Raw genomic sequence first — 24,294 nt, 5'->3', positions numbered from 1 at the left:
TGCTGAAAATCAACGAGAAAATCCGGGTGGGAATAGCTTATCTGGGCCCTCCGGCCTCGGCCGTGGCCGTGCGGGTGTTGCTGCCGGCGGGCAGCACGGCCCCGGTGCCGCTTGGGGCGGTGGCGTTGCGGGCCACGGGCCCGCTCACGTAGCGGAAGCGCGCCGATTGCGCCCCCACGCGCAGGGTGTACCAGCCGTCTTCGAGCTGCGGCCGGCCTTGCGCGTCGGGGTAGCTCAGGTCGTGCAGCGGGTCGATAGTGAAGGTCATTTCCCGGGCCTGGCCAGTGGCAAAAGCCTGTTTTTCGAAGTGTTTGAGCAGGCGCACCGGCCGGGCAATGCGACCCACTTCATCGGTCAGGAACCAGAGCACGGCTTCCTGGCCGTCGCGGGGGCCGGTGTTGGCCACGCGCACCGTGGCGCGCAGGGTAGCGGCGCTGCCAGTCAGCACCGAGTCGCTCAGCGCCAGCCCGGAGTAGGCGTAGGTGGTATAGCTCAGGCCCTCGCCAAACTCGGTGCGCATCGAGCTTTTGTACTTGGGGCCGCGCTTCTCAAAGCCCGCCCCGAAGTCGCTCAGGTCGAGGCTGTTTTCGTTGTTGTCGTGGTGGTAGTTGGCAATGTGCCCGGCAAACTGCGGGTACGTGAAGGGCAGCTTGCCGCTCGGGTTCGTCTTGCCGCTGATGATTTCGGCCAGCGCCGTGCCGCCGCCGTAGCCCGGCAGCCCCGCCCAGATGATGGCCGACGTGCCCTCGGCCACGCCACGCACAATGCTCGGCCGGCCCCCAATCAGGAGCATCACCGTGGGCTTGCCGCTGGCCTGCGCCGCGCGGGCCAGCTGTTGCTGGTCATCGGGCAAGGTGAGGTCCGAGGTATTGCCCAGGCCTTCGGTATAAGGCCGCTCGCCCAGCGCCAGCACCACGGCATCGGCCTGCCTGGCAGCGGCTGAAATATTGGTGAGCAACAAGTTGCCTTTGGTGTCGCGGTACGGCAGGGTTTCCACGCGGGCATTGGGAAATTCCTTGCGCAAGGCTTCTACCAGCGTGGGCACGTCCTTGGGGTAGGCCTCTTCGGCGCGGCCCTGCCAGGCCAGGGTCCAGCCGCCGCTCAGGTTCGCCCGCGATTCGGCCGACGGCCCCACCACCAGCAGCCGCTTCACGCGGGCCGGCGCCAAAGGCAGCGCATTCTGCTCATTCTTAAGTAGTACCACCGACTCGCGGGCGGCGGCCACGGCCTGCGCCCGCAGCGCCGGGTCGCCGATGCGGTTCAGCCGGTCGCCGCGCGGCATGGGGTTTTCGAACAGGCCGATTTCATCCTTCATTTGCAGCACCCGGCCCGCCGATAAATCGATGCGCGCCTGGGTGAGGCGGCCTTCCTGCACCAACTCCTTCACGTAGCGGCAGAAGTTGGTGGTGTACGGCGTCATGGCCATGTCCACGCCCGCGTCGACGGCCATCCAGGTGGCTTCCTTCTCGTTCGCGGCCACTTTCTGAACGCGCACCAGCCGGATAATATCCTCCCAATCGGTCACGGCCACGCCTTTAAAGCCCATCTGGCGGCGCAGCAAATCGGTGAGAATGGCCTTCGACGCGTGCACCGGCTCCCCATTGATTTCGCCGGAATTAATCATGATGGATTTCAGTCCGGAATCGATTGCGGCCTGAAACGAAGGCCGAAAGAACTCCTGGAGGCGCTGGTCGGGGATTAGCGCGTTGGTGCGGTCCCAGCCGTTGCGCGGGTCGGAGTAGCCCAGGAAGTGCTTGCCACAGGCCGCTACTTTGTAAGGAGCGATTTCAGTATTGGTCTGGATTTCCCGCACGAAAGCGGCCCCCAGCGTGGCGGCTACCAGCGGGTCTTCGCCATAGGTTTCGTAAAAGCGCGGCCAGTAGGTGTTTACGCCCAAATCCAGAACCGGTGCAAATATCCAGTGGTGCCCCAGGTCTGCCGATTCGAGCACCGTGGCGCGGGCCGTCTGGCGGGCCAGCTCGGGGTTGAAGCTGGCACCCAGGTTGATGTTGTGTGGGAAAATGGCCGTGCCGCTCACGTAGCTTGCCCCGTGCATGTGGTCGATGCCATAAATCATGGGGATGTGCAGCCGCGACTCGCGCAGGGCAATGCGTTGCAGCGCCGCCGAGTAGTGCAGCCACTGCGTAGCCGGTACGGCTTCCCCATTGATAAACGAGCCAATATGAAAATTCCGGACCAGCCCGGCGGCTTTGGCCGAGTCCAGGGTGACATCGCCACCGGCTCCGGTATGGTTTATCGCCGAAAGGTTGAGCTGGGTCATCTGCCCGATTTTCTCTTCCAGCGTCATTTGGGCCAGTAGCTGCTGCACGCGCGGGCTAAAAGCAGGCGCCGGCAAGTCGGCTTGCGCAGGGGCCACCGGAGGGGCAGCTGTTGCTACGGTTGGCACTCCCCCGCGCTGGCAAGCTGCCAGTAGTGGCAGGACCAGGAGTGCCTTGCACCATCCCGAAGGACGGATTGAGGCAGCCAATATCGCGCGGAAGCTTGCCGCCGAGAAGAAGCTAAATGCAGTGCGAAACACGAGGGTAGGGTGGGAATTGTTACCCAAATGTATAGGGGCGTGTTTTGCAAATGCAAGCAACAAAAGGCTCCTGATGCGCTGATTTAAGCGTTTTATCTAAATAGCAACCTGCTCGCTATACGCTTGCCACACACGTAAAAAGTCCGCTTTGCTGCTTGGCGCCTCCGATAGTAGCGTTTGGCCCATTTGAGCGTCTGCGCTAAAAAACAACGAAAAAAAACGTCGCTTTTTCGAAAAAAAGTGACGTCAAGTATCCAGCAGGTAGTTTTCACCTTATATAGTGGCCAGAAAGCCTACTGAAGGCAGAATTAGTAGTCGGTAATTTATTGCAATCGTTACCGGGGCAATAGAGCCGCTTATTCTACCTGTTTGGCCAGTTCGGTTTCCGCCAGTTCGGCTTCGGCGGTGGCATCCAGGAGCACATGGGTCCAGGGTTCGCCGTCTTCGTAGTCCTGGGCCAAACGACGGCGCTGCAGGGCGGCCAGCACTTTCTGGGCAAAGGCCCAGCTGGTGGCCTGACGCAGCTCCAGCACCCGCGCCAGTTCCGACGAGGAGTAGCTGCCCTTGTGGGCGTGCAGCAGGAACACTGCGTAAAGGGCTTTCACAATGGAGAACTTGCACTTTTGCAGCAGCGTGCCGGCCGTGGCCGACTCCACGTAGCGGCAGCGGGTGCAGCGGCGGGCGTGGGGCTCGCGGGCTTCGCAGCTTTTCTCGTGGCCACATTTGCGGCAGCGGTAGCCGCCGTGGGCCCACTTCAGGTCGGCGAGGTAGTGCAGGCAGGCATCCTTATCGGGATAAATCTGGCTGAATTCGCCAAAATCCACTTCCCGGGCTTCAATGCGGGCGGCCTTCTCGGCGTGCAGGTCGCGGCTGAGGTCGTTGTTGAGCTTCTCGATGGCCGCCGACTGCAAGGCCAGCAGACCGTTGGCTTCGAGCAAGTCGCGGTTGCGGGCGGCCACGGTGTCGTTCTGGCGGCGCAGCTCGGCGGTGCGTTGGGCCACCAGGGCCTCCAGCTCGGTGTTGAGCTGGTCTTTGAGCTGCTGGTTTTCGCGCATCTGCTCCACCAGGCGGTCCTGGGCCTGATGCTTTTTGCGGAGCTGCTTCAGCAGGCGGTTCTGGGTAAGGAGAGTGGTGTCCATCAGGCTCTTGAGCTTTTTACCCAGCGCGTAGCTCAGAATGACTACCTCAAGCACAAACGCCACGTTCAGGCTGTACACCGTGTAGACGTTGCTATAGAAGTTGATGCCCAGCTTGCGCATGATGAGAAATACCAGGCTGGTGGCCACCAGCGCCTGAGCCAGCAGCAGGTAGCGCGCCGGCTGCAGCCCACTCCGATAGGCCTGAAAACCGGCGTAGTACAGCAGCCCATACGGTAGCAGGTACAGCCAAAAGCTAAAGCCTGAGTGAATTGCAGCCGCATCGAGCACGAGCAGGGCCGTGCTCAGCCCTACCACCCAGCGGCCGGTGCGGTGCAGGGCCGGCAGGCGCGAGGCGGTATCGAGGAAGCCGCTGGCGTAGGTGGCAAAGGTGAGCAGCAGCAGCACGGGGGCCGCCGCCCCCAGAAAGTGGTTCAGCCGGGGGCCACCCGGCCAGATGTATTGGAATCCCAGCCCGTCTTCGGTCAGAAACAGCAGGGCCCCGCTCAGCACGTACAGGACGTAGTACAGATAGGTCTGCTCCTTCAGGAAAAAGAACAGAATCAGGTTGTACAGCACCATGATGAGCAGGATGCCATAAAAAATGCCCAGCAGCCAGTACTGCAGCGAAAGCTCCGGGATGAGGCCCGGCCCGCTATGCAACATGGCCCGGAAACTGGTTTTGGTGTCGGAGCGCAGGCGTAGGTAGTACGTCGTGGTTTGACTCGGCCGGGGTGGCAGGTCGAAGAGGAAGTTTTTGTAGGGGTGCGGGCGGGTGGCAAACGGTTGGCTGGCCCCGGTGGCCACGCTGTTGTAGGGTTGGTGCGGGCCCGCCTCGGGCCAATAGAACACCGCCTGCCCGATGTGCGAATCGTAGAGCTCGAGGTACCAGGCCGCCGTTTCGTTGGGGGCATGGCGCATGGTGATGCGCAGCCAGTAGGTGCTGCGCGGATGCTGGATGTTGGGCGGGTGGCCCGACCCCCGCATCACCACAAAGCGCCGGGCCCAGGCAGGGGACTGCACCTCGGCCACGGTGAGGCGGTTCGTGGGGTCCTCCAGCATGCTGTAGTAGTTCTCGTCGAGGTAGAACTCGGGCTGGGCAGGGTTTACGGCCAGGGTGTCTTCGGGCGCGGCCAATACCCTGGTGGGGCAAAGCAGGCCCAGCAACAGCGGCAGGGCATAAAAGTGGTAGCGCAGCAGGCGAGCCCAACTGCTGGTCCATGAGGCTAAATGGGTGGGAGTAGGCATAGCGGGGACTAACGTACGAAAAAGCGCTTCGATAACGCGTTGACAGGCATGGTCCTGCTTGCGCACAATGGCCAAGTTGGGCCACTGGCTAAACGCATAAGCTTGCTTGTGAGGCCCCCGCCGAGCCCGCGTTTCACCCGCCAAAGGGATGTGCTTCGAATTCTTTTCTTCCCTGGTATGAAAACTTCTTTAATTCGCTGCGCTGCTACTGGTGGGGGCATTGACTACGCCGGCGCACCGGTGGTAGCCGGTCATCGGTCCCGAGTTGTCTACACCGTGCCGGTGGTCGGTCAGCCGTTCAACTAAAATACGTCAGGCCTGCCGCAATGAAGCTACGGCAGGCCTGACGTATCAAATTAAGCAAGGAATGAAGGATTAGAGGCGGAACTGAGCCCCTACTCTGATGCCGAAATTTTGGTGCTCTGGGTGTCTTGCATCTATAAGCAGCGGTTGCTCACGGTAGGTAAGGCGATGGATAAAATCAATCCGAATAAACTTGAGGATGTTCTCTATTCCGTAGCCTACCTCCACATAAGGCATCGAAATGGGGCCGGGTAAGTCAGGTGAGTCGCTGTTGATGCGCCGGCTACGGTCCGACAGCTTGCCATAGAGCACATTGCCAGTGGCCACCAAGCGCCAGTTAAGGGCGCGTAAACCGGGAATGGAGTTGATGAGCAGGCCTTCAAAATGGTGGTCGAGGCGTAACGAAGCCGAACGGTCGGTAATGAACTCAAAGTAGTTCATCAGGTTGAAGGCGTTGGCGTTGTAAAACGGCGTTTGGTTGCCCAGCGGCGTTTTCAGAATAATATAGGGCAGGGGCGAAGGAATGTAGTTGACCTCGGCGCGGTAAGTCAGGCGGCCCAACTGGCCTGCCGATACGCTGTGTATAATCGACAAGTTGAACTTGTGGTACATGAAGGTGCCTTGGGTCCAGTCGATGGCACCCAACGTGTAGCGGAAGCCAAACACTGGCAGGCGCTTCAGGCCCACCGCGCGCCGGCGGTTTTCGCTCTGCACCAGGTTTTCATCGGGCGCATAGCGCGATTCCGCTACCAATTCGTTCAGATGCAGAATATTGGTTTCTGACTCGTCGGTTGGTGGTACTCCACCGCCCGTGTTGGCCTTGAAGCGCGTTTCAAATAGCGGGTTGATATATTGGTACCGCAGCGTCAGGGTCTGGGTGAAGCCATGGAACAGGTCGCGCTGCACGCTAAGGGAGGTAAGGTCGCGCAATACAGGCCTGCCACCTCGGAAGCGGCCCCAGCGTGAGGCGGCGATGAACAGGTTGTTGTTGTCGAGAAAGTCATTGTCGAGCAAGGCAGCCTGCTCCACATCGTGCTTAAACTCGCCGGTGAAAACGGTCCAGTGCCGCCGCTCGGCAATATAGTTGGTCCGAACACCGTATTTAAAGCGCCCATCCTGCGTGCCGTAGGCCACGAACACCTGCGTTACCCAATTGCGGCTGATATCAGGCGTGGTGCGGAAGCCAAAGCGGATGCGGTTGCCTTCGAAGTCGTTGTGGGCATAGAGTGTGGAGATTGGTCCCAGGTCCAGCTTGCCCACGCGCTTGTACCCGTTCACGAACAAATCGACCCAGTCGAGGACGTTGCGCACCGACGGTAGCTGCCTGGCCGAGTCGAGGACGGCAAACGTCTGGCGCTCGCTCAGGCTCAGCGTATCGGGTCGGTGCTGGTCGAAGTAGCCACCCGCCCCGCCCTGTGGCAGGCCCGGAATCAGGCTGCTCGTGGCATTGCCGTCCGTGGGTTCCATCAGCGTCGAGACGATGGGCTGGTCGTAGAAGCCCGGCTCATTGTGCACTTGGTTGCGCACAAAATTGCTGCTCACCGTGGTGAAGCGCACCAGCATGGCGGCCTGCTTCTCGTAGGGCCGCACGCTGAGCACTAGCTTGGTGCGGGTGGGCAGGCCGGGGCCATCGGTGGGAGGGGTGAGGTCCTGATAAATGCGCAGGTCGCTCACGAAGTTGATGTTGGCTTCGGGGCTGGCTATCAGGTCGGCGCGGCGCAGGGCGTAGCCTTCCTGCGTAATCCAGATGGTGCCTTTGAAGGCCAGGTCGTGCGCCCGCTTGGGCGTCACGGCAATCTTGTAGCACCAGTCCTTGCCCACAAACACCGAATCCTGCAGCTCGTAGTCATACGTTACGCGGCCGCCTTCGGCAATGGGCGAGATGAAGTCCTTGCCCAGCACACTCTGCCAGTTGGGGTAGAAGTCGAAGTTTTGAAAGTTCGAGCCCAGCATCTGGGAAAGCACCGAGCCTTCGCGCGGGCCTACGCCACGCATCTGCTTGTGCAGCAAATCTTCGCGCCGCCGCAACGGCGAGTTTTTCTGGTACACCCGCGACCCTACTTCGGACGCAAATACGGGTAGTGGCGCGTCGTCGGCGGCGGCGGCGGCGGCTCCCTGCCGCACGGCCAGCGCCCGAATGTCTTTGATGACCTTGCGCTTAGACAAGCTGGCGGGCAGGTCAATCAGGCTGGTTTCGATGCGATTATAAGAATCGTACTCGGCGGCTTGCAGTCCGCTGCGTGCATTTTCAGGCTTGTGCTTCTGCACTTCGCGCAGGATGCGAAAGGCGGGGTTTTCGGGCTGGCGCGACAGCACCACCACTTCGGATAGGGCCACGCCGCCGGTTTTCATCCGGAAGAGCACCGTTTGCACGGCGGCATCGCTCAGCTTGCGCCGCTGGGTGGCAAAGCCCATGGCCGAGGCCGCAATGGAGTCGGGCGAGCCCGTGACGGCCAGCTTAAACTTGCCGTCGGCATCGGCGGTGGCGCCGGTACTGGTTTTGGGGATGAAGATGGAGGCGAACGGCACCGGCTCACCGTTTGTAGCCTCAACTACTTGGCCGCTGATTACGATACGCTGGGCTGCGGCTGGCAATGCCCAAAGGCATACCAGGAGCAGCGGAGCAAGAAATTTCATACGCAGTACAAAGAAGCCAAATGCGAGGACCAGTAGCAGTCCCGCAATTTACGCAAAGCGTGCGTGGCTTCTAACTAGTTCCACGTGGGAGAGCCAGTTTTTTTGGTGAAAGATTAAACTAACCCCACCAGTGGCTGTCGGGGCCCGCTGAACGCTGCCAAAACAACTGGTGAAATTTGATAGCCAGCATTTTCAGCGGAGGGATAATTCTCCTTCGCCCCCGCTCTGCCGCTGCCTGGGCCGGGAGCCGGGCCTTGCCAATCGTCCTACTTTATGGGAAAAGAAGGGGGCATTTCGGGGCGCAGCCGTGTATGCGTCAGCTGGCCACAAGCTGCCCTTATGGGAAGATGCTGCGAGTACATAGAAAGCGGGCACAGCTCAGAAACTACCTTTTTCAACTAGTGGAATAAATTCCGCGTTAATAATCAATATATTAATTATTAACATTTTATCAAATTTGATTGAAGGGTATTACATCGCCCAATTATTACAGTCGAAGCTGTTTAGAAAGTCGCCAGAACGGCGTAGAGACGCCTATTTACGTCTCATCGTTGAATGGGAACCCCTGGTATCACTCAACGACGAGACGCAAATAGGCGTCTCTACATCAGCGAACTGACTTTCTAAATAGCTTCGTCATGAATTCTCTTTCGAAGTCTCTCTCTCTCTTTCTGATTGTGCTGTTAGGCGCCTTGTTCCTCGCGCGGGCTTGGCGCAGATGCAATGGGCGTCCACCGTCGTCGATAAAGACTGTGGTTGTGTCATCATCGGTTGTGGCATTATCAGTACCCCGCTCGATGCGATTGACACCAATGCGGCTACGGCGGCCACTATCTCGCCAGTGGTAGCGCTCAGCAGCGCGGCGTTGCGGGTGGGCTTGGCCACCACGGTGCCCGTCGGGGCCTGCGTCAGCATGCTGACAGGCTTCAGCGGCGGTGGGCAATCGCACGCAGCCGGTCGCCTACCGGTTTGCCCCGGTCGCGCCCACTGACCTGGCCTGCCACCGTCTCCGGCAAGTCGATAAGGATGGCACGAGCACCAACAGCCCCGTGGTGGCAGTTACCGTGGCGGCGGTGCTGACCCTGCAAGCGTATGCCAACCCGGCCACGGCCGTAATAACCGTCACGGGGCCGGCAGGCACGGGTTTGAAGGTCTTCAACCGACTGGGCCAAGCGGTGAAAACGGGTGAAATCCCGCTTACACAGCAAAGCGAGGTGGATTTGAGTGGGCTGCCCGACGGGGTATATGTACTGCGCGAGCAGACCACCGGCACTACCGTGCGAGTGGCGAAAGTGGCGGGCCGCCTGGCGTACCAGCAAGAGGAAAAATGCTGGAAGCTCTGGTTTAAACACACCCTGGATTTGGCCGCGCTGCAAATGCGGTGCAAAATAAAAAAGGCCCTTAGCAAAGCATATAGGGTCTTTTTGTGTTATTGAAGCGCGGCCAGAACTATAAGTCTCAGTTGCTGAAGCAGGGCCAGCCGCGTGCATGGCCGGGCAATAAAACGCGGTAAAAGGGTGCTGTTCCGGTAGAACAACCGCGTGATTGTGCAGTTGGCACGGCAGCGCTTATTTACAATAAACGGTAGTTTTGGGTACATCTAAAGCCTGCGTACCGTCGTAAGTGCCTGCAGTTTCTCGCAAGCTCATCCACTCGTCACCCTTGACCAAGCCTACTTCCGCTGTTGCCATCCTGCTTTTTACCCGCTCGGCGGGCCAGGATGCCGCGCACAAAAAGCTGGTGAGCAATGGGGCAAGGGCGGATAACGTAGCCGTAGTTGCCCAGCTTATTAGCCACGCTACGGCCACGGCCCGGCAGGTCGGGGCCGATTTTCTCTGCATCGATTCATGCCGGCAGACTGGCGCCACCTTTGGCGCCCGGTTGAGCAGGGCCATGCACGAGGCGTTTGCCAGCGGCTACGAGCAGTTGCTGGTTATCGGCAACGACTGCCCGCAACTGGATGTAGGCTTGCTGCGCCGGGCCCTGGCAATGCTGGCCATGACTGGCGCGGTCCTGGGCCCCGCCACCGACGGCGGAGTGTACTTGTTGGGTGTGGCGCGCACTTATTTCGACTCTGCGGTCTGGGCTGCCCTGCCCTGGCAGACGGCTCTGCTAGGCCGGGCGCTCGCCCACCGGCTGCGGGCCGCCGGGGCTGCCGTGCAGCAGCTGCCAGCCCTGGCCGATGTGGACAACGAACAAGACCTGGCCCAGGTGCTACGGCAGCCGATGGCCCGGCACCAGCTGCGCGCCCTGCGGCGGCTGCGGCGGCATTTAGTCCCCCGGCCTTGGCCGGGCGTGCAGAGCGCGGCCCCGCTGGCCCTCACGGCGGCGTATCCGCACCGAGGCCCTCCAAATTGCTAAAATCCTGGCATTTGCCAGCCTACTGCCAGTTTTCTTATGGGGAATTGATGGTGGGCTGTGCTTTTATATCTTGATTTTTAGCAGTTTCACATGAAAAAAGTTTCTTCGCTTATTGCGTTTTTGTTTCTGTTTTTCATTCCTCTGCACCGGGCTGCCGCGCAGGTAGATTTGGTGGTATCAGTGCTGGATAATAGCACCCGTAAACCGGTTGCGGGCCTGCCCGTGCACCTCGATAATGCCGCCGTGGGCCTGAGCGCGGAGCTGACCACCGATGCCCAGGGCAAAGTGCGCTTCCGGGGCCTGAGTACCGCCGGCTCTTACGCCGTGAGCACCACCGTGAGCGACAAGTACCAGGCCGTGCGCGAAGCCGGCCTCACGCTCCGGGCCAACTCCAGCCCCAGCGTGACGCTGAACCTGCCCCTGCTGAGCAACCAAACGCTGGAAGGCGTGACGGTGCGGGCGCCCAACAACGCCACCACCATCAACACCCAGAACGCGGAGGTGTCGTCGGAACTGTCGGCCCGCGAGCTGCGCGAGATTCCGATTGAGGCCCGCGACATCACCCGCGCCCTCTACCGCCTGCCCAACGTGACGCTGGCCACCGGCTTCTTCACCGAAGCTCCCAACGTGAGCATCAACGGGGCCAATGGCCTTTATACCAACTACCTGATTGACGGCCTCGACAACAACGAGAACTTCCTCGGCGGCTCGCGCTTCGCCATTCCGGTGGGTTTTGCCCAGAACGTGAGCGTGCTCACCAATAACTTCTCCACGGAGTTCGGCAACTCAGCCAACGGCATCGTGAACGTGACCACCAAGTCGGGCTCCAACGACCTGACGGCCGAAGTTTTTTACCTCACCCGGCCCGGTCCCGGCATCGACGGCAAGACGGATTTTGCCCAGCGCGATTTGTCGGGTAACCAGGTGAAAAGCGGCTTCCAGCGCCAGCAGTTTGGCTTCGGCGTGGGCGGGGCACTGGTGAAGGACAAGACGTTTTTTTACCTGAACGCCGAGCAGACCTTCGACTTAAAGGACAACGTGCTGACGTCGCCCACGCTGGGCGTGAACGCCACCGTGCGCGGCCGCAACCAGTTCACCTACCTCTCGGGCAAGCTCGACCAGCGCTGGACGGAACGGTTCCGCTCGTCGCTGCGGGCCAACGTGGGCATCGTGAACATTGAGCGCCAGGGCGGCGGGCTCGATGGCGGCATCGCCTTCCCGTCCAGCGGCAACAAGCAAGACCGGAATTCCATCGAAATTGCCACCCAGAACGTGTACGTGGGCCGCAACTTCACTTCCGAAACCGATGTGCAGTACGCCCGCTTCCGCTGGAACTACGCCCGCGCCCAGAACCCCAACAGCCCCGATGTGACGGTGAACGACCCCACCGGCACCACCTTGGCCTACCTCGGCCACCCCGGCTACCTCTTCGATTCGCACCAGAGCACCTGGCAGGCCCAGCAGAAATTCACGCTGCTCAAAGGCCGCAACACCTTCAAGGGCGGTTTCGGCATCATCAGCACCGAGCATCTGCTGTTTGGCGGCGGCAACCCCAACGGCAGCTACACCGTGCACCTGACGCAGCCGCAGCTGGATGCGCTGCGTGCCCGCAACCTCGGGGCGGATTTGAGCATCAACGACATTCCCAGCACCGCGGCCGTTGACTACTACAGCGTGGAGCTGCGGCCGGCCTCCTTCGGCACCACTCAGAACCTGTACAATGTTTACGTGGAAGACCTGGTGGCCGTGACCGACCGCCTGAACGTGACCCTGGGCCTGCGCTACGACTACGACAACCTCTCCAAAGGCGGCGCGGCCACTGGCGACCGCAACAACATCGCGCCCCGCGCCAATTTCAACCTCCAGCTGACCGACCGCAGCAGCCTGCGCGGCGGCTACGGCCTGTTCTACGACAAGATTCTGTACACCGTGTACAGCGATGCCCTCGGGGCCAATACCAACTCGGCCGACTACAAAACCCAGCTCCGCCAGCTGATAAAAGTAGGCGCCCTGCCGGCCGGTACCGACGTGGACCGCATCACCTTCGATGGCAACCAGGGCGCCAGCGCCAGCGGGGTTGCCTACCTCAACGGGCCGTCGGCGGCCAGCCTGCAGGGCCAGCGGGCCACCGTGTTCGGCGGCGAGCGCCGCATCCTGAACCCGGAGGGCTACCAGAACCCCTACTCGCACCAGGCCACGCTGGGCTACCAGTACCAGGTGAACCCCAAAACGCGCTTCTACGTGGATTTGATGTACAACCGCTCCTTCGATTTGTTCCGCCTGCGCAACGTAAACGGCGTGTCGGAATACCCGGTAACGAACCCGAACAACGTGGTAATTCGCACCCCAACCCAGGCCGATGCCACCCGCCCGGTGCCCATCGTGACCGATGCCACGGGCTCCTACGCCCTCATCGACGGGCAGCGGGTGAATGGCGTGGCCCGCAGCGTGGTCGAAACCGAGTCGAAGGGCCGCTCGCGCTACATGGCCGCCAGCTTTAACCTCCAGAAAGACGCGGCGGAGGACCAGTTCGGCTACCGCGTTTCCTACACCCTCTCGAACCTGAAAAACGACACCGAGGACGTGAACTTCCGCGCCGCCGACGGCAACAACTACGGAGCCGAGTTTGCCAATTCCATCAACGACCGTACGCACGTTATCAACGCCATTGGCAGCTATTACCCAGTTAACAGCCTGCGCTTTACGCTGGCGGCGCTGCTGCAAAGCGGCCAGCCCATCAACCGCGTGGCGGGCGGCTACCTGGTGCCCGGCACCACCAACGTGTTCACCAACGACCTGAACGGCGACGGCAGCTCCTTCAGCACCGCCTACCTCGGCAACGCCGACCGCTACCCCGGCGAAGGCCGCAACTCCGACCGCCTGCCCTGGTCGAAAACGGTCGATGTGGGCGCGCAGTACACGCTGCACTTCGGCGAGAAAACCAGCCGCCTGGAGCTGACCGCCGACGTTTTCAACGTGCTCAACACCCAGAACCTGAGCGGCTACGCCAACAACGCAACGCAAAGCAACCAGATTCAGGCAGGGCCCGCAGGCTCGGGCATCATCCGGCGCAATGCGAGTGCGCCGCGCCAGTTCCAGTTCGGCCTGCGCTACGCACTGTAGGTGGTTGAATGAAATATCAAACAGAACGTCATGCTGAGCGTAGCCGAAGCATGACGTGCTTTCTCAACAATGAAAAAAATCCTCCTCTTATTCCTCGCCGCCCTCAGCCTCCTCAGCGGCTGCGGTTCCGATATGTTCCGCACGCCCCAGCAAACCCTCGCCCAAACCTGGCCGCAAATCGAAGCCAAAGGCCGGAACCAGCCCGTGAGCATGCAGATGTGGATGGGCGACCCGCTCATCAACAAGTACATGAGCACCTACGTGAAGCCCGAGGTGAAGCGGCTGTATGGCATCGACCTGCAAATTTCAGCTGCCCAGGGCGCGGGCCTGGCCCAAACCCTGGCCGCCGAAAAAGAGGCCGGCCAGCCCAGCCAGGCCGACATCGTGTGGATAAACGGCGAGACGTTTTACCAGCTGCGGCAAGTGGACGCGCTGCTCGGGCCCTTCGTGGACAAGCTGCCCAACGCCCACTTCCTCGACCTGCAAAACCCGTTCATCAACACCGATTTCCAACAGCCGGTGGCGGGCATGGAGTGCCCCTGGGGCAACGTGCAGTTCACGTTTATCTACGATTCGAGCAAGGTGGCGCGGCCACCAAAGTCGTTTGCTGAGCTGCCGGCTTTTGTGAAGGCGCACCCCGGCCAGTTCACCATCCCGAACGAGTTTACGGGCATGACGCTGCTGAAATCGTGGATGATGGCCCTGGCGGGCGACCCGAAGCTGTTCCAGGGCAAGTTCAACGAGGCCGTGTATACCAAATGGTCGGGCGAGCTGTGGCGGCAGGTGAATGCCAGCCGGCCCTACTTCTGGAAGCAGGGCCAGACCTTTCCCGAGCAGCTGGCCCAGCTGCACCAGCTCTTTGCCAACGGCGAGGTAGCCTTCACTTTCTCCAACAACGACGCCGAAGTGGACAACAAGGTGAACCAGGGCGTATTTCCGGCCACGGCCCGCGCCTACGTGCCCACGCCCGGCACCATTCAAAACTCGCACTACCTGGGCGTGGTGCAGGGCAGCCAGCACCCCGAAGCCGCCCTGCTGGTCGTCAATTTCCTGATTTCGCCCGAAGCCCAGCTCAAAAAAATGGACCCCAACGTGTGGGGCGACCACACCGTGCTGAACCTGGCTGCGCTAACTGCGGCCCAGCGCCAGCAGTTCGAGCAGCTGCCCTCGCGCCGCTATGCTCCCCGGCGAGCCAGCATTCAGGGCCTGGCCCTGGCCGAGCCGGACCCGGAATACATGACCCGGCTGTTCAAAGATTTCCGCGCCCATGTCATCGAAGCTCCGGTCCGGTAAACTGCTTTTGGGCCTGTACGCCCTGCTGGTGGTGGGCCTGCCGCTGGCCGGGCTGGGCTATGCCCTGCTGGGGAGCGTGGGCGTGGTGGGGCCGCTGGCGGCGGGCTTCACCGGGCGCTACTGGCTGGCGCTGGGGGCCGATACGGGCCTGCTGAAGTCGGCGCTGTTCAGCCTCTGGGTGGCCGGCGCATCGTTGGGATTGTCGGTAGCGGCGGCCCTTGGGCTGGTGCTGGGGGCGCAGGCCACGCTGCGGCGCCGGCCGTTTCCGACGCTGTTGTACGTGCCCTTGCTCATGCCTTCGCTGGTGATGGGTTTCTACCTGTTTCAGCTGCTGAGCCGGGCCGGGTGGCTGTCCCGCCTCAGCTTCCAGCTGGGCCTTACCCACAGCCTCGACGCCTTTCCGGAGTTGGTGCAGGACGCGGCCGGCGGGGGCATCATCCTGGCGCAGGTACTGCTGGCTTTCCCGTTTCTGACCTTGTTGTTCCAGGCCATTTACCAGGAAAGCCGGCTCGATGACTACCGCCAGCTGACCCAGACGCTGGGGGCCAGCGCGGCGCAGTTCCGGTGGCGGGTGGCGGTGCCAGTGCTACTGCGCCGGGCGGCTCCCGCCCTGCTGCTCAGCGGCATTGCCACGCTCGGGGCCTACGACCTGCCGCTGCTGCTGGGCCGGCCCTATCCGCAGATGCTGAGCGTGTATATCGCCACGCGCTTGCAGCGCTTCGATTTGCGGGAGCTGCCGGCCGCATACCTAGCTGGCTTCCTGGTGGCCGTGGGGCTGCTGGGGCTGATTTTGGTGCTCATTCGCTTAACCCGCCGCCATGCGTTCTAAGCTGCTCACGACGCTGCTGGGAGGGCTGTTTGCGCTGCCGTTTGGGCTGCTGGCTTTGCTGGCGGTGGCGCCGGGGTGGCGGTTTCCGGCCGTGCTGCCCGCCGAATATTCGCTGGGGGCGCTGCGCAGCCTGTTGGCCGCCGACAACGAGCTGCTGGCCGGCCTGGGCCGCAGCCTGCTGCTGGCCAGCGTGGTGGCGGCGGTGGCCACGGCGGGCGGCTTTGGGCTGGCGTGGGCCATCGCGCGCACGGCGCGGCCGGGGCGCTGGGAGGCCCTTAGCTACCTGCCCTATGCGCTGCCGCCGGTGCTGCTGGCCGTGCTCATTCAGCCGTTTATTATCCGGCTGCATTTGTCGGGCTCGGTGGGTGGAGTGCTGGTGGGGCTGCTGCTGATTGCGCTGCCCTTCGCCACGCTGCTACTGCGCAGCTTTTGGTCGCAGCAGGCCACGGAGTATGAGCAGCTGGCCCGCACGCTGGGCTGCACGCCGCGGCAGGCGTTCCAGCAAGTGCTGCTGCCGCTGGCGTGGCCGCTGCTGCGCACGGCGCTGTTCCAGACATTTCTGCTCAGCTGGTTCGATTTCGGGTTCACCAACCTACTGAGCGTGGGCAAGGTGCGCACGCTCACGGTGCAGGTATTTACATACGTGGGCGAAGCCAATGCGCAGCTGGCTGCCGTGGCCTCGCTGTTGCTGCTGCTGCCTCCGGCGCTGCTGCTGTGGGTGAATAAAAAGGCGCTGCTGCGCCGCCCGGATTTGGGGTAGAACATTCGATATTGTCATGCTGAGCGAAGTCGAAGCATCTCTACCGCGCAAGTAATTCAATCGATTCAACGAAGCGGTAGAGATGCTTCGGCAAGCTCAGCATGACGTTCTGGTTTTACTTATTCTTCACCCTTATGCTTCAAGCCCTGCTCATTTCCAACGGCCTCGTCGGCCTTGACAACTACTACGTTTCCAATGAGCTGGTGCATTACACTACCTGCCTCATCACCAAAGATTTCAACCCCGACCTGATGCCCTACGACCTGCTAGTGGTGCCCAACGGCTCCGACCACGTCGCGATGCTGAAAATCAAGGATAAGGTGCGCGCCTTTCTCGGTGCGGGCCGGGCGCTGGTGTGCTGCGACGGCTGGTTTACGGCCTGGGTGCCCGGCAACCAGTGGGTGATGGACAATGCCCACCGCACCCAGGCCGTGCGCTACTTCCCCGGCCCGGACCGCCACGGCCTGCTCCAGGGCTTCGATTTGGAGGACTTGATTTTCTCGCACGGCATGAGCGGCTGGTGGGCCTGCGGCTACATTCGGGCCGCGCCGGGGGCCGAGGTGCTGCTGGCCGATACCTGGCAGCGCCCCATCGTGGTGCTCGACGAAACGACCACGGCCGGCCGCGTGTTGCTCACGGCCAGCGGCCCGCTGGCCGATGTTACTTACGCCGGCCAGTCCGACAGCGCGCTGGTGACGCTATACCGAAACTTTATCCGGGTGCTTTCCACTTCCAAAATTCCTGCTCATGTCTAACATCGGATTGATTTTCAACGGCGTGTGGTCGCACTACGCGCTGGCAACGGCCCCCAAGTACCGCGACAGCTACCGCCTGCTCTACGTGCACGACCTGAACGCGGCCGCCGTGCAGGACTTGGCCGCGCTGGTCATTCCCTTCCAGTCCAACCAGGCAGTATTGACCGAGAAAAAGGAAATTATCTACGACTTTCTGCGGGCCGGCAAAAAGGTGTTTGTGGAGGGTGACAGCCGCACTTCCTGGCTGCCCGCGCAGTGGGAAGACCGGCCCGTGAACAACTATTGGTGGGTGACGGACCCCAACAACCCGCCCGTGGCCGACACCGATTTCAGCCACCCCGTCTACCAGGGCCTCACGCCCCGCCAGGCCTGCTGGCACACCCACGGCGTGTACACCAGCGTGCCCGCCGCGGCCGCAATCATTCAGACCAATGCCGCAGGCGACGTGATAACCTGGCAAACCCACGAGTTTGGCGGCACGCTGCTGGCCACCACCCTCGACCCCATCGTGGAGCACGGCGTGCAGCAAATCACCCACCTGGATAACTACGTGGACCGCCTCACCGAGTGGCTCGGCGGCGTGCGGCCCGCGCCCGGGCGCATGACCATTGACGCCGCCGCGTATGGCGCGGGCGCCCAGGTATGAGCCAACTGCTGACCGTTGCGCACCTCACCAAAAGCTTCGGCCCACAGCCGGTGCTGCGGGATATTTCTTTCAGCCTCGCCGCCGGGCAAGTGCTGGGCGTGCTGGGCCGCTCCGGCTGCGGCAAAACCACGCTGCTCAAAATCCTCGCCGGCCTGGAAACGCCCGATGCCGGTAACGTGCTGCTGCACGAGCAGGACCTGCTGCCCGTGCCGCCCAACGAGCGCCAGATGGTGTACCTCTACCAGGAGCCGCTGCTGTTTCCGCACCTCAACGTGTTCGAAAACGTGGCCTTTGGGCTGCGCATCCGGAAGGTGCCGAAGGCGGAAGCCGACCGCCAGGTAACCGAGCTGCTCGATGAGCTGGACCTGCGCGAACACGCCCAAAAAGCCCCGCACCAGCTCTCCGGCGGGCAGCGGCAGCGGGTGTCGTTTGGCCGCGCCCTCATCATCCGGCCGCGCCTGCTGCTGCTCGATGAGCCTTTTGGCAACCTCGACGCCCAGACCCGCGCCGACATGCAGCAGCTGTTTTTGCACGTCAGCCAGCAGCACCACATCACCTCCATCTTCGTCACCCACGACAGCCGCGAAGCCCTCACCGTCGGCACCCAGTTCGCCTACCTCGACCGTGGCGAGCTCACCAGCTTTGCCACCGTGCACGAGTTCATCGCGGACCCGCGCACGAACATCCAGGCCGAGCTGGCTTTCTGGGAGAATGTGCAGCAGAACGCGTTATTAAAAAAAGAGAGATAAAAAATAAGCGTCATGCTGCGCGTAGCGCAGCATGACGTTTTATCAACCAACATATGAAAACCGATTTCACGCACTGCGAGTCCATTTACTGGGTGTTCACCCAGCTCTGCAACGACAAGTGCGACCATTGCTACAACAGCTCCGGGCCGCAGGGCGAGCGCATCAGCGCGCAGGACTGTTTTCGCATCATCCGCAACCTGCCCGAGCAAGTCGACCGCCTTATCCTTTCCGGCGGCGAGCCGCTGGCCGACCGCGCCAAGCTCTACCTCATCCTGGATGAGATTCAGGCCAAATACCAGGGCCGCACCCAGATAATGCTGCAAACCAACGGCGACCTGCTCAACGGCGACATCCTCGATAAGCTCATTGCCAAGGGCGTGACGCGCTTCGACATCGCCAGCATCGACCGCTACCACAAGCTCTCCGGCGCGCGGCTGATGACGCTGGCCGACCTCTTCGAAAGCCGCGGCGTGAACGGCGACGACCACGACCCGCTCATCGAAAAGGCGCATTACCTGGCCGAAAACCCGCTGAGCTGGGGCTACTGGGGCGCCACCGAGGACATGTGGCTGGGCGGCAACTGGGCCCGCGGCCGCGCCCTGGAAAAGAACATCTGGCTGCGCGACCCCAGCCATAATTTCTGCGCCATCCTCTCCGGGGCCAAGGGCTTCCTGGGCGGCACCGACCTGCCCCAGGAAATCAGCATCCAGCTCTGGAAAATCAACCCCTGCTGCCCTGGTACGAAGTTTCCGCTCGGCGATGCCCGCCGGGAAAAGGTGGCCGATGTGCTGCTGCGCGCTTCCAAATCCGAAATCATGCAGCGCCTCAACCAGGGCGAGCCCTGGAAGATGGGCGAGTCCGTGGGCGTGACCGAAGCCCACGCCCACGCCCGCACCGAAGAGCTGCAGAACGTCTGCCTCTGGTGCGACGAGTTTTTCGGGCAGCATCAGGAAAGCGCGATTCTGCTCCCCTAATGCCTGCCCTCACCATCCGCTAGGCATTGAAACCCATGCCTAGCGGATGGTGAGGGCCCCGCTGCCGCTGGTGGGCAGGCGCCGCTCGCCGGCCGAAAGCAGGCTGCGGCTGGAGCCGAAAGAGAACCCCGGCGTAGAGGTCGTCTTTGAGGTAGGTGTTGAGGGTGCGCAGGGTGGCCGAGGCGGCAGCGCCCTTGAGCTTGTTGGCGTCGATGGCCAGCTGGGGGGCGGGGAGGAAGTGGTCGAAGGACTGGGCATCGGCGGCCAGGGCCTCGACGTCGGCGGCGGTGACGTTGTAGTCGGTCAGGTCCTGGGCGCGGGCGCTGAGGCGGGTGCTGAGGTCGATGGCTTCGGTGGCGAGGACCAGCTCGGGCAGGTCGCGGTAGTCGCTGGGGCTGCGATGCATCTTGGCGGCGTCTTCGAGGTTGCCTTCGGCCTTGTAGAGCAGGTAGAGGGCGTTGGCGGCGTGCACGAGGCGGGCGATGAGGGCCGTGCCGGCGTTGTTTTTGGTGAGTGTGATGCCTTGCGACGTGATGGGGTTTTTGCGGGCCGTGCTATCGAGTAGGGCCAGCTGGGCGAGGTATGTGGCGGCGAGGCGGTCGAGGGCGGGCACGGCGGCTACATCGGCAGCAAAATCGGCGAGGGTTTGCTTCACCTTGCGATGGCGGGCGGTTTGGGCGAGCTGGTCTTTGTTCATGGAAATGTTGATTGAAAAAGGGGGATGTGAAAAAGGGTGAAGAATGGTGTTTTTTGCAGATTGCGGTTGAAAAACGGCCCTGGCGATGCCCTGGGGCAGCTGGGGTGGCTGAAACGACCGCCGGAGCAGGCAAACCGGGCACCGGAGCGGTCTCCCGGAGCACCGGACCAGCCAAACCGGCCACCGGAGCAGCCAAACCTGCCACAGGAATAGAATTTATTTTTACCAGACTAGGATTCCGGCGTTGCGGAGCAGCCGAACGGCGAACCGGAGCACCCAGAAATAGCGCCGGAACAGGATTAATCCGGGCCGGAGCCGGGTCCCGAAGGGCCGGAGATGGGCCGGGGAGCGGGCGCTGCGTGGGGCACTGCGTGGGGCGCGGGGTGGGCGGGGTGGGCGGGGTGGGCGGGGTGGGCGGCAGGCAGCGGGAACGCCGGGACGGCGGTTCCGAAAGGGCATGGGTAAATACCGGTAAGAGGGTGGACAACAAGCGGAAGCGGGAGGGACGGCCGCGCCGCAAAGTAGCGCTTGTTTTGGTGGGAAGCGGGGCCGCTGCGGGGCTACTGCGCCGGCACTGCCACCAGCCAGATTTCGGTGCCGGCCGGCAGCTCCACGGCCGCGCCAAAATCGAGCAGCAGGCCGCGCGCCGGGGCATCAGGGGCCTCGGGCCGGGTCACTTCCTCCACCGTGGCAATGGCGGCGTGGCGGGTGCCGCCGGGCAGCCGGGCTTCCACGGCCAGGGCGGTGTGCAGGGCGAAGGGCGCGAGGGGAGGCGTGGGGCCATCGGGGAGGGCGAGCAGGCCCAGGCCGGGCAGTTGCCAGGTGGCGGCCACGCGCAGGAGCGGGAGGGAGGCGGGCGGGGGGAGGGGCATTGCCAGCATACGTTGCCCGGCGGTGGGCCGGGGCATTCGCGCCCCTACACCCGCACCCGGCTCGCCACCGCCGACACGCACAGGCCCATACAAGCAATCAGCGCGAACGACACGCGCAGGCTGGTGGCCCCGGCTACCATGCCAATGACGGGCGGCCCCAGCAGGAACCCGAAAAAGCCAATCGTGGACACCGAGGCCAGCGCCATGCCGGCCGACATCTGCGTGGACCGGCCCGCCGCGCTGTACACCAGCGGCACCACCGCCGACGTGCCGAAGCCCACCAGCAGGAAGCCCAGCAGCGCCGTAATCAGGGTGGGAAACAGCACGGCAATCATGAGGCCGGTGGCCGTGAGCAGGCCGCTTAGCTGAATTACGCGCCGCGAACCCAGGCGCCCGGCCAGCCAGTCGGCTCCGAAGCGGCCCAGCGCCATCGTGCTCATGAAGGCCGTGTAGCCCGCGCCCACCCAGTCCTTATCGGCCTGAATAACCTTCTTGAAATACACCCCGCTCCAGTCGAACATGGCGCCCTCGCAGATGAGCGCGCAGAAGGCAATGGCACCCAGGCCCAGCAGCTCCTTGTCGGGCTTCACAAAGATGGGCTGGTCGGGGTCGACGCCGCTGTCCTCGCGCACGGTATAGCCGGCGCTCACCGCCAGGCCCGCCAGAATAAACAGCGCGATGAAGATAAAATGCACGCCCGGCGTCACGGCGTGGCCAATCATGAACGTACCCACGGCCGCCGCCACAAAGCCCGCCAGGCTCCACAGCCCGTGAAACGAGGCCATGATGGGCTTGTGCTTGTAGAGCCGCTCCACGCCCACGGCCTGGGTGTTCACCGAAATATTGGTCAGGTTGCCGCCGATGCCGAACAGCACCAGGCACGGAATGAGCTGATAAAGGCTGGCGGCCCAGCCCAGGCCCACCAGGGCCGTGGCGTAGAGCACCACGCCCCACAGCACCACTTTGCGGCTGCCTTCCTTGGCCACCAGCCACCCGGCCAGCGGCAGCGACACCAGCTGCCCCAGCGGAATGGCCAGCAGCACGCCGCCCAGCCCGGCCTCCGAAATGCCCATGCGCTGCTGCACGCTCGGAATGCGCGAGGCCCAGGTGGCAAAGCACAGTCCTAAGAGAAAAAACAACGCGCCCACCGCCACCCGGTGGGTTTTGCGGGAAATGTATCCGGTCGAAGAAGCCAATGAAATCATAGTTTGCCCACGCTTAGCTGCCCCGCCAAGCCCAAAACGGGGCCTGAGCTGAGGCAAAAATAAGCCTTCGCAACGCCCGGCCGCTGCCAGAAGTTGCCTCCAACGCTAAATACCCGCGGCTCATGCACCAAACGTTCCCGGGGTGTTTCGGGGCCGTGTGGCTAGAGGAGCTTCGCCAACTCCTGCCGGTACTGCGGGTTATCGGTCATGCCGTTGTGGCGTGCGCCGGGTAGCACAATCAGCTTGTCCGTGGGCTTGAGCAGGGCTTTGAGCCGGAGCGTGGAGTTGTAGTCAATCACCTCGTCGTGGTCGCCGTGAAACAGCACGATGGGCGCACTCACCCGGCCAATCAGCTCATTGGTGGGCATGGGGTAGCGCAGGATGAAGCCCGGCACATACGGGTAGAGCCGCGCCGCCATGTCGCGCATGCTGAAGTAGGGGGCCTGCAAAATCAGCAGCTTGGGTTGGTGATGGGCGGCCAGCCAGGTAGCCGGCCCGGTGCCCAGCGAGTAACCCAGAATGACGGTGCGGCTCTCGGGGTATTCGGGCAGGAGCTGCCGGTACACGGTATCCACGTCGGCCAGCATCTGGGCCTGGTTGCTGATGGTGCCGCCGCTTTTGCCGTAGCCCCGGTAGTCGAGCAGGAACACGTCGTAGTGCAGCGCGGTGTAGGTAGCCGCGGCATCGCCCCAGCTATCCAGGGCCCCGCCGTTGCCGTGCAGGTAGAATATCAGGCCTTTGGAATCCGGCGTTCGGAAGAGCAGCCCGTGCAGCCGGACCCCGTCGGCGGCTGTGGTCCAGCGCTCCTCAAACCGGCCGGGGAAATGAAACCGGTAGCCGGCCGGCAGCCGCGTGGGGGCAAACAGCAGCTTTTCCTGCTTGAAATACAGCACACCGCACAGCAGCACGTACAGCGCCGCCACCACGCCCACCACAATCAGCACAACTTTCATAAGCAGCGGGCCGGGCCCAGGCAGGGCACTCGCCCTACGGCCGGCAAGGTAAAGCCCAAAGGCTTTTTACCCCCCAATCGTGGCCATGCTCTCGAAGCTGAGCTGGTGCAATGGCCGCTGCCGCTCGGCCTCGAAGCCATTGGCCGCCCGGTAGCGGAAGGCGTTGGCGAGGGCAGCCGCAATGTCGGCATCCGAAGCGCCGCCGCGCAGCAGGGCGCGGGTATCGAGCACGCCCTGGTCGTAGAGGCAGGTTTTGATGCCGCCCTCGGCCGTGAGGCGCAGGCGGTTGCAGGTGCCGCAGAAGGTGCGCGAGTAGGCCGCGATGATGCCCACCGTGCCCCGGTGCCCGGCAATGGTGTATTCCGAAGCCGTGGCCCCAGCCGCCGTTGCCACGGGCGCAAACTCGCCGAAATGCGCCTCCAGGTGCTGGCGGATGCGAACGTGATTCCAGGGCAGCGAGGCAGGGCCGGCCGCGTGGCTGCCGCCATTAAAGGGCATTTCCTCGATGAAGCGCACGTCCACGGGCAGGTCGCGGCTGAGGTCGGCCAGCGGAATCAGGTCGTCGATGTTCTGGCCGTCCATCACCACGGCGTTGATTTTCACCTGAATGCCGGCTTCCAGCAGGGCGTGAAACGTTTCCATCACGCGCGGCAGCTCGTCGCGCCGCGTGATTTGGAAGAACCGCTCCCGGTTCAGCGTATCGAGGCTGAGGTTCACGGCTTTCACGCCCATCCGGGCCAGGGCGGGCACATGCGGCGCGGTGAGCACGCCGTTGGTGGTCAGGCTGATGTCGTCGATGCCGGGCAGCTGGGCCAGGCGCTCCATGAAGGGCACCAGGTCGCGCCGCACGAAGGGCTCGCCGCCGGTGAGGCGCACTTTGCGCACGCCCAGGCCCGCCAGCAGGCCGGTGAGGCGCAGCATTTCCTCATAAGTCAGCAGCTCCTGCTTGGGCATGTACTTGATGCCTTCCTCGGGCATGCAGTAGAAGCAGCGCAGGTTGCAGCGGTCCGTCACGGCCAGGCGCAGGTACTCCAGCGGCCGGCCGTGCTGGTCGTAGAGGGGCGTGACGGCCGGAGAGCGTAGGGATGGAAGCACGTTTATCACCAATTTTGTCGGGCTATACGTAAGACAGCCGGCCTGCAGTAAACCCCCAACGCCCGAAAGGTGTTCAGGCTTCGAGCAAAGCCCGGGCCTCAACGGCCGCGCCGCGCCGG

The 24,294-nt window shown here is 62.8% G+C and carries 19 protein-coding genes; 11 read left to right on the top strand and 8 right to left on the bottom strand.

The features are described 5' to 3' along the window. Nucleotides 1-37 precede the first annotated feature (37 nt). Together J4G38_RS07380 and J4G38_RS07375 are read right to left on the bottom strand one after the other, a co-directional pair. Nucleotides 38-2,377 (bottom strand): beta-glucosidase family protein, encoded by a 2,340-nt coding sequence (locus tag J4G38_RS07380; RefSeq protein ID WP_210513812.1) that lies wholly within the window; start codon nt 2,375-2,377, stop codon nt 38-40. A gap of 518 nt (nt 2,378-2,895) precedes the next feature. Then, nucleotides 2,896-4,923 carry a 7TM diverse intracellular signaling domain-containing protein gene (locus J4G38_RS07375; RefSeq protein WP_210513813.1) on the bottom strand — a complete coding sequence of 676 codons (2,028 nt, stop codon included), beginning with the start codon at nt 4,921-4,923 and terminating at the stop codon, nt 2,896-2,898. A 177-nt stretch (nt 4,924-5,100) separates the two neighbouring features. On the opposite strand from J4G38_RS07375, the gene J4G38_RS28605 reads away from it, so the two are divergent. Further along, nucleotides 5,101-5,229 (top strand): hypothetical protein, encoded by a 129-nt coding sequence (locus J4G38_RS28605; protein ID WP_262905946.1) that lies wholly within the window; start codon nt 5,101-5,103, stop codon nt 5,227-5,229. A 69-nt stretch (nt 5,230-5,298) separates the two neighbouring features. Here J4G38_RS28605 and J4G38_RS07370 read toward each other — a convergent pair whose 3' ends face one another. Beyond that, nucleotides 5,299-7,863: a DUF5686 and carboxypeptidase-like regulatory domain-containing protein gene (locus J4G38_RS07370; RefSeq protein WP_226163242.1), complete on the bottom strand. Its 2,565-nt coding sequence runs from the start codon at nt 7,861-7,863 to the stop codon at nt 5,299-5,301. Nucleotides 7,864-8,798: 935 nt separating this feature from the next. On the opposite strand from J4G38_RS07370, the gene J4G38_RS07365 reads away from it, so the two are divergent. The 10 genes from J4G38_RS07365 (at nt 8,799) to J4G38_RS07320 (ending at nt 19,353) form a co-directional block, all read left to right on the top strand. Then, entirely contained in the window at nt 8,799-9,299 is a 501-nt protein-coding gene (locus J4G38_RS07365; RefSeq protein WP_210513816.1) for a T9SS type A sorting domain-containing protein, read from the top strand. A gap of 226 nt (nt 9,300-9,525) precedes the next feature. After that, on the top strand, nt 9,526-10,224 hold the full coding sequence (locus J4G38_RS07360; protein ID WP_210513817.1) for a TIGR04282 family arsenosugar biosynthesis glycosyltransferase: 699 nt from the start codon (nt 9,526-9,528) through the stop codon (nt 10,222-10,224). 90 nt (nt 10,225-10,314) lie between these two features. After that, a complete protein-coding gene (locus J4G38_RS07355; RefSeq protein WP_210513818.1) occupies nt 10,315-13,347 on the top strand; it encodes a TonB-dependent receptor in 3,033 nt (1,010 codons plus the stop codon). A gap of 69 nt (nt 13,348-13,416) precedes the next feature. After that, on the top strand, nt 13,417-14,640 hold the full coding sequence (locus tag J4G38_RS07350; protein WP_210513819.1) for an ABC transporter substrate-binding protein: 1,224 nt from the start codon (nt 13,417-13,419) through the stop codon (nt 14,638-14,640). Beyond that, nucleotides 14,615-15,469: an ABC transporter permease subunit gene (locus J4G38_RS07345; protein ID WP_210513820.1), complete on the top strand. Its 855-nt coding sequence runs from the start codon at nt 14,615-14,617 to the stop codon at nt 15,467-15,469. Before J4G38_RS07350 ends, J4G38_RS07345 begins: the two co-directional genes overlap by 26 nt. Then, nucleotides 15,459-16,229, top strand: a complete 771-nt coding sequence (locus J4G38_RS07340; protein ID WP_210513821.1) for an ABC transporter permease — start codon at nt 15,459-15,461, stop codon at nt 16,227-16,229. The genes J4G38_RS07345 and J4G38_RS07340 overlap by 11 nt, the downstream gene beginning before the upstream one ends. A 134-nt stretch (nt 16,230-16,363) precedes the next feature. Next, the gene (locus tag J4G38_RS07335) at nt 16,364-16,984 is read left to right on the top strand and encodes a hypothetical protein (RefSeq protein ID WP_210513822.1); all 621 of its coding nucleotides are present in this window, start codon (nt 16,364-16,366) and stop codon (nt 16,982-16,984) included. Then, the gene (locus J4G38_RS07330) at nt 16,977-17,630 is read left to right on the top strand and encodes a hypothetical protein (protein ID WP_210513823.1); all 654 of its coding nucleotides are present in this window, start codon (nt 16,977-16,979) and stop codon (nt 17,628-17,630) included. The genes J4G38_RS07335 and J4G38_RS07330 overlap by 8 nt, the downstream gene beginning before the upstream one ends. Next, on the top strand, nt 17,627-18,379 hold the full coding sequence (locus tag J4G38_RS07325; RefSeq protein WP_210513824.1) for an ABC transporter ATP-binding protein: 753 nt from the start codon (nt 17,627-17,629) through the stop codon (nt 18,377-18,379). Before J4G38_RS07330 ends, J4G38_RS07325 begins: the two co-directional genes overlap by 4 nt. Nucleotides 18,380-18,432: 53 nt before the next feature. Then, nucleotides 18,433-19,353: a radical SAM protein gene (locus J4G38_RS07320; protein ID WP_210513825.1), complete on the top strand. Its 921-nt coding sequence runs from the start codon at nt 18,433-18,435 to the stop codon at nt 19,351-19,353. A 19-nt stretch (nt 19,354-19,372) separates the two neighbouring features. Here J4G38_RS07320 and J4G38_RS07315 read toward each other — a convergent pair whose 3' ends face one another. The 5 genes from J4G38_RS07315 to moaA all read right to left on the bottom strand — a co-directional run bounded on the left by J4G38_RS07315 (nt 19,373) and on the right by moaA (nt 24,175). Beyond that, on the bottom strand, nt 19,373-20,050 hold the full coding sequence (locus J4G38_RS07315; protein ID WP_210513826.1) for a hypothetical protein: 678 nt from the start codon (nt 20,048-20,050) through the stop codon (nt 19,373-19,375). Between the two features lie 560 nt (nt 20,051-20,610). Then, nucleotides 20,611-20,922 (bottom strand): hypothetical protein, encoded by a 312-nt coding sequence (locus J4G38_RS07310; protein ID WP_210513827.1) that lies wholly within the window; start codon nt 20,920-20,922, stop codon nt 20,611-20,613. A gap of 44 nt (nt 20,923-20,966) precedes the next feature. Next, nucleotides 20,967-22,118, bottom strand: coding sequence for an MFS transporter (locus J4G38_RS07305; RefSeq protein WP_226163241.1), 1,152 nt, complete (start codon nt 22,116-22,118; stop codon nt 20,967-20,969). Nucleotides 22,119-22,288: 170 nt separating this feature from the next. Next, nucleotides 22,289-23,080 carry an alpha/beta hydrolase gene (locus J4G38_RS07300; RefSeq protein ID WP_210513829.1) on the bottom strand — a complete coding sequence of 264 codons (792 nt, stop codon included), beginning with the start codon at nt 23,078-23,080 and terminating at the stop codon, nt 22,289-22,291. Nucleotides 23,081-23,146: 66 nt separating this feature from the next. After that, nucleotides 23,147-24,175, bottom strand: a complete 1,029-nt coding sequence (moaA, locus tag J4G38_RS07295; RefSeq protein WP_210513830.1) for a GTP 3',8-cyclase MoaA — start codon at nt 24,173-24,175, stop codon at nt 23,147-23,149. Nucleotides 24,176-24,294 lie beyond the last annotated feature (119 nt).

The sequence above is a fragment of the Hymenobacter terricola genome, assembly GCF_017921975.2.
GTDB lineage: Bacteria > Bacteroidota > Bacteroidia > Cytophagales > Hymenobacteraceae > Hymenobacter > Hymenobacter terricola.
The sequence above is the reverse complement of the archived record's forward strand: the minus strand, read 5'-3'. Positions and strand labels throughout refer to the sequence as shown.